Raw genomic sequence first — 15,482 nt, forward strand, 5'->3', positions numbered from 1 at the left:
TCAACAGGATCGTGCCGCCGGAAGCCTCACCCCCCGTACGGGTTCGGCGGTGACCGGCTCCCCCGGACGGGCAGCAACCGGGCCGCCAGGGCCGTGGCCGGCCCGGCGATCAACGCGGCCACCAGCGTGCGCTCCAGGATGATCATGTGGATCATCCACGGTAGCGCCGTCCGCAAGGGCAGCCACACCAGCTCCAGCGCGAGGGCGTAGAGCACCGCCGCGGGCCGGATCGTCGTGATCCTCCTGGCCGTACCGCGCCACGACCGGCGCGCCGCCGACCTGGCCGGCGGCCCGGGGAGCTTCGAGCGGGGCCCGGTGATGTGCGGGGTGTGCATGACGAACTTCGTCCATGCCGAACCGCGGCGGCCCAGGCGGCGCCGTGACATCGTCCGCAAGACCAAGAACGGCCTGGAGGCGGCCCGCCGCCCGCAGCCGGGTCGGCGGCCGCCGGCCGGTGGTCGACGCCGACAAACGCGCCGCCATCCTCGCCCCCCGCGAGCGCGGGGAATCCATCCGCACCATCGCCGCCGGCGTCAAGGTCTCGGTCGGCGTCGTCCACAAAACCCTCGCAGCCGCTGAGGGCACCCCCACTGACCAGCTCCCGGCTCCCTGAGGCCATCCGCCGATCGAACCCGAAGCACACCCCGACCGGCTCAAGATCTTTCGGGTGATCGCTCGGACGCCCTGAAGATCGCAGTGACTTCCAAGCCGGTTACCAGTGCCATGCACAAGGGTGGGCGTCATCCCGACGGCGTGGGGTCGTCATACGGCAGGAAGGGGCACGATGAGCGGCAGGAAGACCATGCTGGCGGTCGGAGCGGTGGCGGGGCTGATCGTGGGAGGCTCGGGGGTGGCGGTCGCCGGGGTGGTGGCCTCCGACGGTGTGATCACAGCGTGCGTCACGTCAAACGGCACGCTGCGCGTTCCCAGCACCGCGCGGCCCACGGCCAACCCGTCGCCCTCCCCGACGACGCAGACGGAACTGGCGCCCACCGGCGAGCCGGGTCCGGAGGGATGCGCGGCCGGGGAGCGGGTCATCACATGGAACCAGCAGGGTCCTGCGGGCCCCACTGGTCCTGCGGGCCCTGCCGGACCCACGGGTCCTGAGGGGCCGAACCCGTTCGACGGCCAATTCGAGGGTGCTCTGAGCAAGCTGCTGCATCCGCACACCGAAGGGTCCTACATCGGCAAGTGCCTGCGCGGGCAAATCGCGGTGAGCGGCGGCTACGAGATCACTGACTGGTACAACCAGGCGGCCGTGCCGGACGTCATCGTGTCCAAGGCGGCCCTGGTGTTCGACTCCGACGGCAAACCCCGCAGCTACGAGGTCAGGGCCAAGAACCCCACGGACAGGCTGCTCAACGTCTACTCCCTCGTGCACTGCGTCCCGGAGTAACGCGCTGGTGCGCCTGACCCGGATGTGACCACGGGCAGCCCGTACACCGAGCCGACCCACCACCGCGCGGGCCGCGTGCTGGACCTGTGGCAGACCGGACGCAAGGACTGGCCGGTCGACACGCTCGGGCGCTGCTGGCAGGCGCCGCTGGCGACGACACCATGACGCGCGCGGCCGGCCGAGGCCACCCGCGACCGCAGGTTCTGAGCATGGCGCTCAAGCCGTCACCACTGGGGGCAATGTCGTGGTGGCAGCTCGTCTCCACGGCGCCTGCTTTGGCTCATGGAGCTAGAGAAAGGAGCCGACGAGTGCGGCGAACTCCTCCGATGTCACGATCCGCACACCCAGGCTCTCGGCCTTGGCCCGCTTGGAGCCGGCCTTCTCCCCCGCCACCAGCAGGGACGTCTTGGCCGACACGCTGGAGGACGCCTTGCCCCCGGCCCGCTCGATCAGCTCGTTGACCTCGTTGCGCGACAGCTCGGCCAGCGGGCCGGTCATCGCGCCGGTGACCACCACCGACATGGCGGTCAGCGGCAGGTCGACCGTCGTCGGCTCGGCCGCCGCTCCTTCGGGGGACGGCGTTCCGTCGGCGGGGGGCGTCCAGCCCGGCTCGGTCATGTTGACGCCCGCCCGGACCAGCTTGTCGATGAGCGGGCCGACCTCGATCAGCTCGGCGACCACGACCGGCGCCTTCTCCGGGCCGATGCCCTCGACCGCCTGGATCGCCTCGGCGTCGGCCGCGCGGACGGCCTCCATCGTGCCGAAGTGGCGGGCGATGCGGCGGCTCATCGACCGGCCGGTGCCGCGTACGCCGAGCGCGGCGAACACCCGGCTCAGTGGCCTGCCCTTGACCTGCTCGAACGCCGCCAGCAGCTTGTCGGTGCTGGTCTCGCCCATGCGCTCCAGGCCGAGCAACTGCTCGCGGGTCAGGAAGAACAGGTCGGCGAAGTCGGTGATCAGGCCGCCGTCGAGCATCTGCTTGATGCGGTTCTCGGCCAGGCCCTCGATGTCGAGCTGGTCGCGGCCGGCGGCGTAGACGATGGAGGCGATCGCCTGGCAGTCGCGGCCGCGCACGCACCGCCACCGCTCCTGCGAGCTGTCGATGGCGTCGCCGCAGATCGGGCAGACCTGCGGGATCGGGATCGGCCGCTCCTCGCCGGTGCGCAGGTGCACCACCGGGGACTCCACGCGCGGGATCACGTCGCCCGCCTTGTAGACGACCACGCTGTCGCCCAGCATCAGGCCGCGCCGGGTGATGTCGGCGACGTTGTGCAGGGTGGCGTAGGTGACGACGCTGCCGTCGAGCTCGACCGGCTCCAGCACGGCGCGCGGGGCGATGACGCCAGTGCGGCCGGTGTTCCACTCCACGCCGATCAGCTTGGTGATCTTCTCGGTCGCGGGAAGTTTGTAGGCGATCGCCCAGCGCGGCGCGCGCGAGCTGAACCCGGCCTCGGCCTGGTCGGAGGCCAGGTCACACTTGATCACGATGCCGTCGATGCCGAACGGCAGCCCGGCGCGGGCCGCGGCGATCTCGCCGACGCGTTCCTGCACCCGCTCCAGGGTGTCGGTGACGATGCCGGCGACCGCGGTGACGGCGGTGGTCTGCACGCCCTGCCCGGCCACCCATTCCATGACCTGGCTGTGCGGCAGCTCGCGCAGGCGCGTCGCGAGGTCGGAGTCGTCGCCGGGGGCGGGCAGCGCGCCGTAGCCGAAGAACGTCAGCTCGCACACGTAGGGCCGGTCCTGGGCGCGCAGCGTGCCGGCGGCGGCGCTGCGCGGGTTGGCGAACGTGGTGCCGTCGTGCGCCGAACGCTTGGCGCACGCCTCCTCGAACTGCGACGTCGTCATCATGACCTCGCCGCGCAGCTCGACGGTGACCGGCTCGGCCAGCCGCTCGGGCAGGCCGACGATGGTGCCGACGGCGTGGGAGACGTCCTCGCCCGCCGTGCCGTCGCCGCGGGTGACGAGCTGGGCCAGCCGGCCGCCGCGGTAGCGGGCGGAGATGGCCAGGCCGTCGAGCTTGGGCTCGACGCTCCACGCGGTGACCGGGCGGCCCAGCCTGCGCTCGACCGAGGCGGCCCAGTCGGCGAGCTGCTCGGCGCCGAACACGTTGTCGAGGCTGAGCATCGGCACGGTGTGCGGCACGTCGCCCACGACCGCGCCGCCCGCCACCTTGCCCGTCGGCGAGGTCGGCAGCACCTGCTCGGGATGGGCCTCCTCGTACGCCTGGATGCCGCGCACGAGCCGGTCGTAGGCGTCGTCGTCGAGGGTGGACGTGCCGTCGGCGTAGTAGGCGGCAGCGGAGTCCACGGCCAGTTGCACGGCCTCGGCGTAGGCCGTCTCGTCGGCGAGGGCGGTGTAGGGAGGGGCGTCGCTCATAGTCACATCATGCCTGGTGACACTGACAGTTTCGGCCCTTGACCAGGGCCCGGGACCGTCGCCGCGGAGTCGCCGGAGGTGACGTTCCGCCATCCCCCGGCCCCCGCCGCGGCGAGGGCCGGGGGGCGGTCACGAGGTGAGGGTGATCTCGGCCAGCTCGCGGAAGTCCCGGCGCTGCCCGTCGAGAGTCGCCTCGGCGTACCGGGTCTCGCCGAGGCGGTCGCGTGTCTCCGCGCGGATGCGCTCGGCGTCCGGTTGCGAACGGTCGGACGTGCCGCGTACGCCGTCGCTCGCCGCGACCAGCCGGGCGGCCTGCTCGTACTCGCCCTGGCGCAGCGCGAGGTCGGCGATGCCGATCAGCACGTCGGCGATCATCGGCGGGAACATGTGCTCCATGGCCGCGTCCAACGCCTCGGCCCGGTAGGTGCGGGACAGGGCGAGGTCGTCGGTGAGGTAACCCTTCAGGTCCATGACCCTGGCCTGGACGGAACCGGCCCGCTCCAGGTGGTCCATCTTGGCCCGCACCGTGGCCAGGTGCTCGTACGCCTGGGCCGGCTCACCGCGCCAGCGCGCGAGCTGGGCCTGCGCGAAGGCCAGCTCGGCGAGCGAGTCGGGCCAGACGATCCCGTCGGCGTACCGCTGGGCCTCCGCCATGGCCGAGGCGCAGGACCGTTCGTCGCCGAGCAGCCAGTAGAGCTGCGCCTGCCGCGCGCGGACGCCGACCACGTCCTCGGTCGCGCCCACCTCGGTGAGCGCCACGGCCGCCTCCTCGTAGTGGTCGCAGGCGCGGGCGAACTCGCCGCGCATGGCGAGCCGGTCGGCCAGGAAGGCCAGCGCCAGGGAGATGCCCATCCGGTCGCCCAGCGCGCGGAACTCGGCCAGAGCGGTCTCGCTGTCGGCGTCGACGCCGGTCTCGTCGGCGCTGAGCGTCAGCCGGAACCGGCCACGGGTGAGCCTGGCCTGCGCGCGCACCCACGGGTCGCCGCTGGTGATCAGCGGCTCGACCGTGGGCAGGAACGCCGTCGGGCCCGCCAGCGTACGCTCCAGCAGCGCGGCGAAGCCGAGCAGGGGGTGGCGGGATCCGCTGCGCTCGGTCAGCCGATGGGCCTCCTGGATCCACTCCCGTGCCTGGTACTGGTCGCCGCCGACCCCCGACGTCACGAACACGGCCACCATCAGGCACGCCAGCGCTCGTACCTCGTCGGGCACCTCACCCTGAAGCGAGGCCGCCGCGATGCTCAGCTCCGCGCCCTCGGCGCGGTGGCCGCTGAGGAACCAGTAGTAGCCGGCGCCTCCGACCAGCCGCATCGCCTCGTGGGCCCGTCCTTCGGCGATCGCCCAGCGCACGGCCGAGATGACGTTGTCGTGCTCGGCGTCGAGCACGACAAGCCACTCGAACTGCTCGGCCCGGCGCAGGTGCGAGTCGGCCGTCTCGGCCAGCTCGGTGAAGTACGCGAGATGCGCCCGCCGTGCCGCCTCGGCGTCCCCGGCCTCGTCGAGACGGTGGGCGGCGTACTCCCTGATGGTGTTGAGCATGCGGTAGCGCGGCGTGCCCTCGCCGTCGGCGAGCAGCAGCGACTTCTCGGTCAACGCGGTCAGCACGTCGAAGACCTGCTCCCCGGCGGACGCCTCGTCGCCGCACACCCGTTCGGCCGCGTCGAGGCTCGCCCCGCCGGAGAACACCGACATCCGGCGCAACACGCCGCGTTCGGCCTCGCTCAGCAGGTCCCAGCTCCAGTCGACGACCGCGCGCAACGTCTTGTGCCGGGCGAGCGCCGTACGGCTGCCGCTGGTCAGCAGCCGGAAGCGGTCGTCGAGCCGGCGCGCGAGCTGGTCGACGGACATCGTGCGCAGCCGGGCCGCGGCCAGTTCGATCGCCAGCGGGATCCCGTCGAGCGCCCGGCAGATGCGCGCCATGGCCGCCAGCGTGTGGGCGTCGGCGCCGATGTCCTTGCGCACCAGGTCGGCGCGGTCGCGCAGCAGCCGTACGGCGGGCGACGCCCCGACCTCGACGGGTGTGGCGCCCGGCGCGGGCAGCGCGAGCGGCTCGACCTGCCAGAGCACCTCGCCGGTGATGCCGAGCGGTTCGCGGCTGGTGGCCAGGATGCGCAGGCCGCGGCACTCCCCCAGAAGCCGGTCGGCGAAGGCGGCGGCGGCCTCGATCACGTGCTCGCAGTTGTCGAGGATCAGCAGGATCGAGCGCTCGCGGACCGCGGCGACGAGCCGGTCCATCGAGTCGCCGCCGCGCCCGCTCCCGAGCAGCGCCTGGTCGCGCAGGCCGATCGTGGTGAGTGCGGCCTGCGCGAGCTCGACGCCCGCTCCGACCGCGGCCAGCTCGATCAGCCACGCGCCGTCCGGCAGTTCGGCCAGCATCGTACGGGCGGTCTCGGCGGCCAGCCTCGTCTTGCCGGAGCCGCCCGCCCCCGTCAGGGTGACCAGCCGGTGCCTGGCGGCCAGGGCGGCGACCGCGGCGACGTCGTCGTGCTCGCCGACGAAGGTCGTCAGCTCGGCGCGCAGGTTGGTCCTGCGGGTGTCGGCCCGCTCCCCCAGCTCGCCGCGCAGCAGGGCGGTGTGCAGCGCCGACAGCTCGGCCGACGGATCGGCGCCCAGCTCGTCGGCGAGCCGTTCGCGGGTGCGCTGGTAGACGGTCAGCGCCTCGTTGCCGCGCCCGGCCTCGGCCAGCGCCCGCATCAGCGCCGCCACGAGCCCCTCCCGCAGCGGGTACGCGGCCACCAGCCCGGTCAGCTCGCTGACCAGCTCCGCGCCGCGCCCGAGGCGGAGGTCGGCGTCGATGCGGTCGCCGAGGGCGGTGAGATGAAGGTCGTCGAGGCGGGCGACCACGGCGTCGAACGTGTCGCTGTCCTGCAACGCGATGTCGGCCATGGGCGTGCCGCGCCACAGGGCCAGGGCCGAGTGCAGCAGGTCGGCCCTGGCGGCGGGCTCGGCGGCGCGGGCCTGGCCGACCAGGTGCTCGAACCGGCACACGTCGACGGCGGCGGACGGCACGGCCAGCCGGTATCCGCCGGAGTCGGCCTCGATCACGCCCTCGGGCAACACCCTGCGCAGCCTGGACACCAGCGCCTGGAGGGCGTTGACCTCGTCGGCGGGCGGGCGCTGCCCCCAGATCCAGTCGACCAGCCTCGCACGCGTGACGATCCGGCCCGGTTCGAGGGCGAGGGCGGCCAGCAACGCGCGCAGCCGAACGCCGGGAACCTCGACCATGGCCCCTTGGGGGTTTCGGACCTCGAACGGCCCGAGCAATCCGACTCGCACACGGCAATTGTGCCGGAACCGCGGCGAAGCCCCGTCCATCTCCGCCGTCCGCCTGCCGTCGCCGCAGGTCGGAAGGGGGATCGGCGGGCGGGGGCTCAGCCCGCCGCCTTGCGGCTGAGGTGCTCCCATGCCTCGTACTCGGCGCGGCGGGCCTCGTCCATCTGCTTGACGAGGTCGTAGGACACGCCGCCGACGATCAGCCGGCGCGGCGGGTCGGGCAGGTCGACCAGCTCCATGACGACGGGCGCGGCGTCGCTCGGCGGCACTCCGGCGTCCTCGCCCCACATCGCGGCCAGCTCGGCCCGCAGCCCGTCGTAGATCGGGTCGGGCTCGGTGGTCGTGGTGCCCAGCGTGAACAGGCCGGTGTCGTAGCCGCCCATCTGCAGATTGGTGACCTTGATCCCGAATGGCTCGGCCTCCATGGCCAGCGCCTGGGTGATCGAGTCGAGCGCGGACTTGCCCGCCGCGTACAGGCCGACCGAGGCGACGCCGCCGCCCGCGCCCATCGAGGTGACCTGGAGGATGTGTCCCGACCCCTGGGCGCGCAGGTAGGGCAGCACTGCCTGGGTGACCCAGAGCGCGCCGAACAGGTTGACGTCGAAGTGGGCTCTGACCTGCTCCTCCGTGGCCTCCTCCAGCATGCCGAACAGCAGGCCGCCGGCGTTGTTGACCACGACGTCGAGCCGTCCGTACGCGGCCGCGGCCTTGTCCACGGCCTCCCGGACGGCGGCGCGGTCGGCGACGTCGAGCGGGAGCCGTACGAGGGCGCCCGGGTGCCGGGTCTCCAGCTCGGCCAGCGGCTCGACGTTCCGGGCGGCGGCGACGACGCGGTCGCCCCGGTCCAGTGCCGCCTCCGTGAACGCCCTGCCCAGACCCCGGGACGCACCCGTGATGAACCAAACGCGCATGCGTTCTCGCCTCCTCGACTAGCCAAGACGAGACGGTCCGTCTCGCCGTGTGCCCACAGTGTGCCAGCACGCCCGGTCGTCTTGTCAAGACGAACCGTATCGTCTCGTCGGTGGGGTATCATGGCCGGCGTGAACAAGCCCGATCCCGCGCGCCGCAGCGAGCGTTCCCGGCAGGCGATCCTCCAGGCGGCCAGGGAACTGGTCTCCGAGGTGGGATACGCCAAGGTGTCCATCGAGGCGATCGCCGCGCGGGCGGGCGTCGGCAAGCAGACGATCTACCGGTGGTGGCGTTCCAAGGGGGCCGTGGTCTTCGACTCCTTCCTCGCGCTGAGCGAGGGCGGCGACGCGAGCGACGGGGGCGACGGGAGCGTGGTGCTGCCCGACACGGGCGACATCGAGGCCGATCTGAAGACCGTCATGCGGGCCACCGTGGCGGAGTTCGCCGACCCGGGCTTCGAGGCGCCGATCAGGGCGCTCAACCTGGAGATCGTCAACGATCCCGAACTGGCCGCCCAATACCGCGACAAGCTGGCGGCCCCGGTCGACGAGGCCAAGAAGGCCCGCCTGCGCAGCGCCCAGCGTGCCGGGCAGATCGCCGCCGACGCCGACCTCGACCTGGCGCTCGAACTGATCTACGCCCCCCTCTACCAGCGCTGGCTGCTGCGCTCCGGCCCGCTCACCCCGCAGTACGCCGACGCGCTGGTCGACCTCGCGCTCAAGGCGCTGCGCCCCTGAGGCCCGGCGGTGGTCAACGCCCGCCCGGAGCCGTACGGGTGAGGTCGGCCTCGATGTGCGTGACGGCGGTCATCGCGCCGTGGGCCAGCAGGTAGACGGTGCAGTGGTCGCTCAGCCGGCGGTCGGTGGCCCGCCAGTCCGCGACCTGCTCGTCGGTGACGGCCTCGGGGGCCAGGCCCGCCAGGATCGCCACCCGCGCCCCCGCGCGTTCCTCCTCCGGCAGCGCCGCGAGCGGCTCCTCCAGCGGCCCGGTCTCGGGCAGGCGGCGGCCCCGGTGCTCGGCGATCACCCGGGACACCGTCTCGGCGGCGGCGGGCGTCAGCAACCCCGCGCCCTGGGCCGCCGTGGCGGCCAGCGCCGCGTACGCCCGCCCGATCGGCAACCCGTCCGCCCACGCGGGCGGCTCCTGCGCGGGCAGCCCGTCCAGCAGCGGCAGCGTGGTGCCGGGGCGCAGGTCCTGACCCGGCCCCCGCAGGACGGGAGCCCCCTCGAACGGCGGCAGGTCGGCCGGGTCCAGCGTGCCCGGCGTCAGCCCGGCGGGCAGCATGGCGGCCGCCACCCGGTCGATGAAGTGCGTGAACAGCAGCGTGCCCAGGAACTCCGCGGCCCGCGCCCCGGCGAACGGCGCCTCCAGCGGCTCGCGCGCCGCCAGCCCGGTGGAGGCGGCCCACTCCAGCAGCGCCGCGCGGTCCGGGTCCGCCGGCGGCTCCCCGCGTCCGGCGGCCTCGGCCAGCTCGGCCTCCCCCAGCAGGCGCAGCACGGCCAGGAACGCCTCGACGTCGTAGTCCAGGCCGTTGGCCCGCGCCGCGCCCAGCGCCACCAGCGTCTTGTCCACCGCGGACGCCTCGCCGGCCAGCTGGGACTCGCGCATGAGCGACCAGCCCGCCGCCATCAGCTCGGGCGCGGGCGACATCATCGCCACCGCCGGGCCGATGCTGCTGAACTCGGCGTCCACCTGCGTGTACACCTGGGCCAGCAGGCCCTTGGCGCGCTCCTGGGGGATCGGGGTGACATGACGGATGAGCGATGACATGACGCGTCCTTCCGGGCGGGGGTTCGGCGGAGTCACGATCATCGCCGTACGGGCCGCGGCCGGTCGTCGTCCCGGAGGAGACACCTGGGACTACTCCCCCGGCAGCACGGTCGCGCCCGCGTACGACCGAAGGCGGAAGGCCCAGGTCGCGTCAGCTTCCGTGGGGGGCCGTGAAGCGGTCGTGGGCGGCCCGGTCGCCCAGCCGGTCGAGGGCGGCCAGCCAGCACGCCCCGGCCGTGCCGTCGCGGGCGGTCGTCACCTCCCGCCCGGCCAGCCGGGCCAGGACCGCCGTACGCACCGGGCCGTCCGCCGCCAGGACGCCGCCCGCCAGCACGATCGGCCCCTCGCCGGACAGCCGGGCCGCCGTCGCGGTCAGCCGCCGCGCCGCCTCGGCGACGATGTCGGCCGCGTCCCCGTCCCCGGCCGCCGCCGCCCGCGTGACCAGCGGCGCGGCGGCGGCCAGCAGCATACGGTCGGCCTGCGCCAGCCGTACGATGCCGTCGGCCCGCCGCCGGGGCTCGCCCGTCACGCCGAAGTGCCCGCTGACCAGCTCCACCAGCGGCCCGTACGGCAGGCCGGCGTCCAGGGCGCGGACGGCCGCGCGCACCCCGGCCCGGCCGATCCAGAACCCGCCGCCCTCGTCGCCGAGCAGCCAGCCGAGCCCGTCGGCGACCGCCGTGACCGCGCGGCCGGAGAACCGGGCCGCCGCCGCGCCCGTCCCGGCGAGCAGCAGCGTGCCGGAGGGCGCGGCGGTCCCGGCCGCGTACGAGACCTCCACGTCCCCGGCCGTGCGCGGCGGCTCGGGGATGCCGCACTCGGCCCACACCCGTCCCAGGACCTGGGCGAAGTCGTCGTCCCCGCCCGCGACCCCGGCCACGGAGGCGGCCACCAGGCGCGGGTCCAGGCCGTCGAGCGCGCGGCGCAGGGCCTGCCCGATCGCCGCGGCGGCGGCCGTGGCGCCGTGCGCGGCCGGGTTGCCCGGACCGGCGGTGCCGTGGCCGAGCCTGGTGCCGTCCGCGGCGTGGACGGCGGCGCGGGTGGTGGTGCCGCCGGCGTCCACACCGGCGAACAACATCACCGGACGAGCCGCGCCGCGCCGGGCGCGAGCGTGAGGACCGGCCCGCACGCCTGGTAGGAGCCGGACGCCGGGTCGAAGGACTCGGTGATCCCGTCGATCGTGACCTCGACCGGCCGGTCGAAGCGGGCGTTGCAGACGAACCGCCGGCGTTCGCCGTAATGGCCGACCAGGACGTCGCCCGTGTGCTCGACCGACGTCCACTCCGTCAGCTCGGCCGCCACCGGGCGCAGCCAGCCGAGGTTGAGGTCGCGCACGATGCCGTAGCGCTCGGTCGGGACGCCGTCGCCGTCGATGAGCGCCGGGTGGAAGCCCTCGCCGCGTGCCGGGTCGGGCGTCCAGTAGGTGAAGTACTGGATGCCGGTGTACCCGTAGGCCAGGGCGGTGTTGACCTGCCAGGCCAGCTCGGCGGCCGACGGCTCGCGGTGGCCGTCGTAGGCCAGCGTCTGGACGTGCATCCAGGCGGGCAGCCCGGCCCGGCGTGCGTGCTCACGGACGGTGACCAGGTCGCCGAAGTAGCCCTCGTCGAAGCCGTCCGCCAGGAACGGGTAGCGGTCGAAGGAGAGCACGTCGGGGCGGACCAGCCGGGCGAACTCCCCCACATATGTGTCGTAGGGCCCGGTGGCGTGGCTCGGCAGCAGGTTGCTGTAGGCGAACGCGCCCGCCGCGCGTACGGCGGCGACCCCCTCCGCCACCCGCGCGAACTGCCCGGCCTCCGGCTCGTCCATGAGGCTGACGCCCCGGAAGGAGCGGAACGTTCGGTAGTCGTCGACGACCTGGGCGAGCAGCGGCGCGGGGTCCACGTCCAGGTCGCGCATGAGCACGTCCACGCGCGGGTCCGAGGCGACCAGCACGCCCAGCCCGGCCTCCTCGGCCAGGGCCAGCGTGTGCCGCAGGATGATGCGGTCGGCGAGGTAGTTGCCGGTGATGACCAGGTCGATCCCGGCCTCGGCGATCTGCCGGTAGCGGGCGGCCGTCGTCTCGTGGGGAGGGGGCGGCCAGAAGACGGCGATGGTCAGGTTCACAGCGCACCGGTCCTGATCCGGCCGGCGTAGCGGGCCACGAGGGCGTCGTTGTGCGCGTCGGCGCCGGGGATGTTGGCCGACAGGTAGACCGGCGGGACCGCGCCGTCCGACCGGAGCTCGCCGATCGCCTCGGCCACCATGAGCTGGACGATCAGCGCCGAGGTGATCGAGGAGATGCCGCAGACCGGGCCGTGCTCGGTCGGCAGGACGGCGTCGCCGTACGGGGCCAGGTTGTCGATCACGATGTCGGCCAGCTCGAACAGCCGCTCCCCCGACGGATGCCGCGAGGTGATGGCGGTCGAATGGGCCAGGGACGTGATCGCGATGAGCGGCAGGCCGCGCTCCTTGACCAGCCGGGCCATCTCCACGGTCGAGCCGTTGCCGCCGGAGTTGGAGGCGATCAGGAACGCGTCGGACGGCTCCACCGTGTGCAACGCCAGCACCTGGTGCGCGGTGAGCGGGTCACGCTCGGCCAGCGGGTCGAATGCGCCGGGATCGGCCGAGCCCAGCACCACCGGGTCGCGCAGGGTGAGCCGGTTGGTCGGGATGAGCCCGCCCGCCCGGCCCGCGACCTCCAGCGCCACGGCCTCGGAATGTCCTGTTCCGTAGGCGTGCAGGACGCCGCCGGCGCGCACGGTGGCGGCGATCAGCGTGCCCGCGCGTCTGATGAGGGGCAGCTGTTCGCCCGCCAACAGGTCCAATCGGGCGCGTGCCTCGTCGGCGAAAGCCATCACAAGATCCATAAAAGTGTCCTCAACGGTTCATGCCGGCGGTCAGCCCGGCGACGATCTGGCGCGTGGCCAGGACGAACAGCACGACCAGGGGGATCGTCGTCATCACCAGGCCGGCGAAGAGCGTGCCCCAGTCGTTCTGGAACTGGCCGAAGAAGTGGGTGAGGCCGACCGGCAGGGTCAGCTTGCTCTCGTCCCGCATCAGGACCAGGGGGTAGAAGAAGTCATTCCAGATCGGCACGAACTGGAAGACCACCACGGTCGCCAGCGCGGGCCGTACCAGTGGCAGCATCACGTGCCAGAAGGTCGCGAACGGCCCCGCGCCGTCCAGGGCGGCGGCCCCGTCCAGCTCGTGCGGGAGCTGGCGGAAGAACGCGGTCAGCACGAACACGTTGAACGGCACCGACCCGGCCGCGTAGACCAGGATCAGCCCGGTCAGCGAGTCGACCAGCCCCATGCTCTCCAGCAGGTAGAACAGCGGCAGCACGCCGAGATGGGCGGGCAACGTCATGCCGGAGATGAAGTAGGCGCCGAACAGCCCGCGCCCCTTGAACTCCCGGCGCCCCAGCGGGTACGCCGCCAGCAAGGACACCACGGCCCCCAGCAACACCGAGCAGACCACGACGATCGCCGAGTTGACCACGTACGTGGAGAAGGACGCCTCCGTCCACGCCTTGACGTAGTTGCCGAACCCGGTGGGCCAGCCGATCGGCCGGTCGAAGATCTCGCTGGTCGGCCGGAGCGAGCTGAGCAGCATGACGAGCAGCGGCGCCATGGAGAAGGCGGCGTAGCCCCAGAGCAGGATCCTGATGCCGAGCGCCCTCACGCCTTCCTCCTGAGGACCCGCTCCAGCAGCAGCGTCGAGCCGAAGATGAAGGTGAACATGAAGACCGCCAGCGCCGACGAGGTGCCCAGCGCGTTGACGTCGCCCGAGGCGAAGGCCGTCCGGTAGAACAGCAGGCCGAGCACGTCCGTGGCGCCGGCCGGGCTGCCGTTGGAGCCGCCGAGCGCGTACACCAGGGCGAAGGTGCCCATGCTGCCGATGAAGCTGAGGATGGTGATCGTGGCCATCGCCGGCTTGAGCAGCGGCAGCGTGATGCGCCAGAACACCTGCCCGGGGCCGGCGCCGTCGGTCCTGGCGGCCTCGGCGTACTCCTGGGGGATGCCGCCGAGGGCGGCGCTGAACAACAACATCGGGAAGCCCACCCACTGCCAGGAGGTGATCAGGATGACGGTCGGCAGCGCGGTGTCCGGGTCGCCCAGCCACGGCATCGCCAGGCCGAGCGGCTTGAGCAACATGTTGACCGGGCCGAAGGAGGGGCTGAGCAGCAGGGTCCACAGGTAGCCGATGACCAGGGGGTTGACCAGGTACGGCAGCGCGAACATGGTCTGCAGCGCCCGCTTGCCGCGCCGCGCCCGCGACAGCGCCAGCGCGAAGAGCAGGCCCAGCGTGTTCTGCACCAGCATGGAGCCGGCGAACAGCAGGAAGTTGTGCCCGAGCGCCGGCAGGAGGTGGTCGAGGAATGCCTCCGACAGCAGGCCGGCGTAGTTGTCCAGCCCGGCGGGGCCGTCACGCAGGGTGCCCTTCCAGGAGAAGAAGCTGTAGCTCAGGCCGGTGAACAGCGGGTAGACCACGAAGATCGAGTACAGGAGGAAGGCGGGGATCAGGAACAGGTACGACGATCCCCGCCGCGAACCTAGAGCCATCCGGACACGCTCTTGTCGAGCTGTTCGGCCGCCTGCTTGGGGGTGACGCGGCCCAGCAACATCTCCTGCAGCGCCTTGGAGAACACGGCGGCGGAGGAGGGGTTGCCGTAGGCGAACTCGTTCATGAAGTAGGTCGCGCCGTGCTGGCCGAAGGTGGTGGACACCTCCCTGAGCAGCGGGTCCTTGGGGGTGACGCCGGGCACGGCGGAGAAGATGCGCAAGGTGTCGGTGAAGAGCTGGCCGTACTCCTTGGAGGCCAGCCAGGCGGCGAACTTCAGGGCCTCGGCCTTGTGCTTGGTCTTGACGTTGACGCCGTACGAGCCGTCGGTGAAGCCGGGCATGAGCCCCGGTCCCTCGGGCGTGGGCGGGGTGAAGACGCCCAGCTCGACGCCCTTGGCGTTCTCGCCGAAGAAGTTCAGCTCCCACAGGCCGCCGGGGAACATGGCCGCCTTGCCGGAGGAGAACAGGATCTGCGCGTCGGTGTAGGAGACGCCGGCCATGTCCTCCGGGAAGTACGGCTTGAGCTTGTTGAGCCGGTCGATGCCCTCGACGAAGCGCGGGTCGGCGAACTTCTTCCTCTTGGCCTTCACATCGGCGAGGAACTCGTTGCCGCCCCAGGTGGCGGTGCCGAAGATGCTGGCCACGATCGGCAACATCCAGTCGTCCTTGCCGCCGAACGCGAACGGCACGATCCCCTTGGCCTTCAGCTTCTCGGCGGAGGAGATCATCTCGTCGTAGGTCTTCGGCGGGGTGATGCCGTTGTCCGCGAAGATCTTCTTGTTGTAGATCACCTGGAGGGTCTGCTGGGCGAACGGAACGCCGTACACCTTGCCGTCCTTGTCGCCCTTGGCGTAGCTCAGGACGTTCGGATCGTAGGCGGCCAGGCCGGGCACGTCGTCGAGCGGGAGCAGCCGGCCGGCCTCGACCAGGGGTTGCAGGTTGGCGCCCGCGCGCAGCCAGGCGAGGTCGGGCCCCTGGTCGCCGGCCAGGCCGGTGGACAGGATCGTGTCGTACTCGGTCGCGGTGGTGAAGGCGCGGGCGTCGACGTCGATCCCGGGGTGGGACTTCTCGTACTCGGCGAACATCTTGTCGTAGTTCGCGTCGGGACCCCACCCCCAGACGGAGAGGGTGATCTTGCCTTCCTCGGTACGGGGGGTGGCCGAAGGGGCACAGGCGGTGACCGCCATCGCCAAGGCGACAGCGGCGGCGGCAAGGCGCAT

15 protein-coding genes are annotated in these 15,482 nt (G+C 72.7%); 4 read left to right on the forward strand and 11 right to left on the reverse strand.

Features of this window, described 5'->3' with window-relative positions; genetic code table 11:
• Nucleotides 1-26: 26 nt before the first annotated feature.
• Nucleotides 27-335, reverse strand: a complete 309-nt coding sequence (locus tag DMB42_RS46720) for a hypothetical protein (RefSeq protein WP_125646647.1) — start codon at nt 333-335, stop codon at nt 27-29.
• A 44-nt stretch (nt 336-379) separates the two neighbouring features.
• Here DMB42_RS46720 and DMB42_RS46725 point away from each other — a divergent pair, with 44 nt between their 5' ends.
• From DMB42_RS46725 to DMB42_RS53855, 3 genes are all read left to right on the forward strand, one after another.
• Nucleotides 380-613 carry a hypothetical protein gene (locus DMB42_RS46725; protein ID WP_221762676.1) on the forward strand — a complete coding sequence of 78 codons (234 nt, stop codon included), beginning with the start codon at nt 380-382 and terminating at the stop codon, nt 611-613.
• Nucleotides 614-784: 171 nt separating this feature from the next.
• On the forward strand, nt 785-1,396 hold the full coding sequence (locus DMB42_RS46730) for a hypothetical protein (RefSeq protein WP_125646649.1): 612 nt from the start codon (nt 785-787) through the stop codon (nt 1,394-1,396).
• 24 nt (nt 1,397-1,420) lie between these two features.
• Nucleotides 1,421-1,561, forward strand: a complete 141-nt coding sequence (locus DMB42_RS53855; RefSeq protein ID WP_185845232.1) for a hypothetical protein — start codon at nt 1,421-1,423, stop codon at nt 1,559-1,561.
• Between the two features lie 123 nt (nt 1,562-1,684).
• Here the strand turns inward: DMB42_RS53855 and ligA are convergent, their stop codons facing one another.
• From ligA to DMB42_RS46745, 3 genes are all read right to left on the reverse strand, one after another.
• Nucleotides 1,685-3,775, reverse strand: coding sequence for an NAD-dependent DNA ligase LigA (gene ligA / locus DMB42_RS46735; RefSeq protein ID WP_125646652.1), 2,091 nt, complete (start codon nt 3,773-3,775; stop codon nt 1,685-1,687).
• Between the two features lie 129 nt (nt 3,776-3,904).
• Nucleotides 3,905-7,048, reverse strand: a complete 3,144-nt coding sequence (locus DMB42_RS46740; protein WP_185845233.1) for a BTAD domain-containing putative transcriptional regulator — start codon at nt 7,046-7,048, stop codon at nt 3,905-3,907.
• Between the two features lie 95 nt (nt 7,049-7,143).
• Nucleotides 7,144-7,956: an SDR family NAD(P)-dependent oxidoreductase gene (locus tag DMB42_RS46745; RefSeq protein WP_125646655.1), complete on the reverse strand. Its 813-nt coding sequence runs from the start codon at nt 7,954-7,956 to the stop codon at nt 7,144-7,146.
• Between the two features lie 120 nt (nt 7,957-8,076).
• On the opposite strand from DMB42_RS46745, the gene DMB42_RS46750 reads away from it, so the two are divergent.
• Nucleotides 8,077-8,691 (forward strand): TetR/AcrR family transcriptional regulator, encoded by a 615-nt coding sequence (locus DMB42_RS46750; protein WP_125646658.1) that lies wholly within the window; start codon nt 8,077-8,079, stop codon nt 8,689-8,691.
• Between the two features lie 13 nt (nt 8,692-8,704).
• Here the strand turns inward: DMB42_RS46750 and DMB42_RS46755 are convergent, their stop codons facing one another.
• The 7 genes from DMB42_RS46755 to DMB42_RS46785 form a co-directional block, all read right to left on the reverse strand.
• Nucleotides 8,705-9,724, reverse strand: coding sequence for a DNA-binding protein (locus DMB42_RS46755; protein ID WP_125646661.1), 1,020 nt, complete (start codon nt 9,722-9,724; stop codon nt 8,705-8,707).
• Nucleotides 9,725-9,875: 151 nt separating this feature from the next.
• The gene (locus DMB42_RS46760; protein ID WP_125646664.1) at nt 9,876-10,799 is read right to left on the reverse strand and encodes a BadF/BadG/BcrA/BcrD ATPase family protein; all 924 of its coding nucleotides are present in this window, start codon (nt 10,797-10,799) and stop codon (nt 9,876-9,878) included.
• Nucleotides 10,799-11,824 (reverse strand): hypothetical protein, encoded by a 1,026-nt coding sequence (locus DMB42_RS46765; protein WP_125646667.1) that lies wholly within the window; start codon nt 11,822-11,824, stop codon nt 10,799-10,801. Before DMB42_RS46765 ends, DMB42_RS46760 begins: the two co-directional genes overlap by 1 nt.
• The gene (locus DMB42_RS46770) at nt 11,821-12,567 is read right to left on the reverse strand and encodes a sugar isomerase domain-containing protein (protein WP_125646670.1); all 747 of its coding nucleotides are present in this window, start codon (nt 12,565-12,567) and stop codon (nt 11,821-11,823) included. The genes DMB42_RS46765 and DMB42_RS46770 overlap by 4 nt, the downstream gene beginning before the upstream one ends.
• Before the next feature lie 10 nt (nt 12,568-12,577).
• Nucleotides 12,578-13,381: a carbohydrate ABC transporter permease gene (locus tag DMB42_RS46775; RefSeq protein WP_221762677.1), complete on the reverse strand. Its 804-nt coding sequence runs from the start codon at nt 13,379-13,381 to the stop codon at nt 12,578-12,580.
• On the reverse strand, nt 13,378-14,262 hold the full coding sequence (locus DMB42_RS46780) for a carbohydrate ABC transporter permease (RefSeq protein WP_125646673.1): 885 nt from the start codon (nt 14,260-14,262) through the stop codon (nt 13,378-13,380). Before DMB42_RS46780 ends, DMB42_RS46775 begins: the two co-directional genes overlap by 4 nt.
• Complete coding sequence (locus DMB42_RS46785; RefSeq protein ID WP_125646675.1) at nt 14,253-15,482, reverse strand: extracellular solute-binding protein; 1,230 nt, start codon at nt 15,480-15,482, stop codon at nt 14,253-14,255. The genes DMB42_RS46780 and DMB42_RS46785 overlap by 10 nt, the downstream gene beginning before the upstream one ends.

It is taken from the genome of Nonomuraea sp. WAC 01424, from assembly GCF_003947315.1.
Classification (GTDB): Bacteria; Actinomycetota; Actinomycetes; order Streptosporangiales; family Streptosporangiaceae; genus Nonomuraea; species Nonomuraea spiralis.

Excerpts from the sequence above, each read along its gene's own strand:
- DMB42_RS46720 (WP_125646647.1), bottom strand. The coding sequence starts at position 335 with ATGCACACCCCGCACATCACCGGGCCCCGCTCGAAGCTCCCCGGGCCG.
- DMB42_RS46730 (WP_125646649.1), top strand. The coding sequence starts at position 785 with ATGAGCGGCAGGAAGACCATGCTGGCGGTCGGAGCGGTGGCGGGGCTG.
- ligA (WP_125646652.1), bottom strand. The coding sequence starts at position 3,775 with ATGAGCGACGCCCCTCCCTACACCGCCCTCGCCGACGAGACGGCCTAC.
- DMB42_RS46745 (WP_125646655.1), bottom strand. The coding sequence starts at position 7,956 with ATGCGCGTTTGGTTCATCACGGGTGCGTCCCGGGGTCTGGGCAGGGCG.
- DMB42_RS46750 (WP_125646658.1), top strand. The coding sequence starts at position 8,077 with ATGGCCGGCGTGAACAAGCCCGATCCCGCGCGCCGCAGCGAGCGTTCC.
- DMB42_RS46755 (WP_125646661.1), bottom strand. The coding sequence starts at position 9,724 with ATGTCATCGCTCATCCGTCATGTCACCCCGATCCCCCAGGAGCGCGCC.
- DMB42_RS46760 (WP_125646664.1), bottom strand. The coding sequence starts at position 10,799 with ATGTTGTTCGCCGGTGTGGACGCCGGCGGCACCACCACCCGCGCCGCC.
- DMB42_RS46770 (WP_125646670.1), bottom strand. The coding sequence starts at position 12,567 with ATGGATCTTGTGATGGCTTTCGCCGACGAGGCACGCGCCCGATTGGAC.
- DMB42_RS46780 (WP_125646673.1), bottom strand. The coding sequence starts at position 14,262 with ATGGCTCTAGGTTCGCGGCGGGGATCGTCGTACCTGTTCCTGATCCCC.
- DMB42_RS46785 (WP_125646675.1), bottom strand. The coding sequence starts at position 15,482 with ATGCGCCTTGCCGCCGCCGCTGTCGCCTTGGCGATGGCGGTCACCGCC.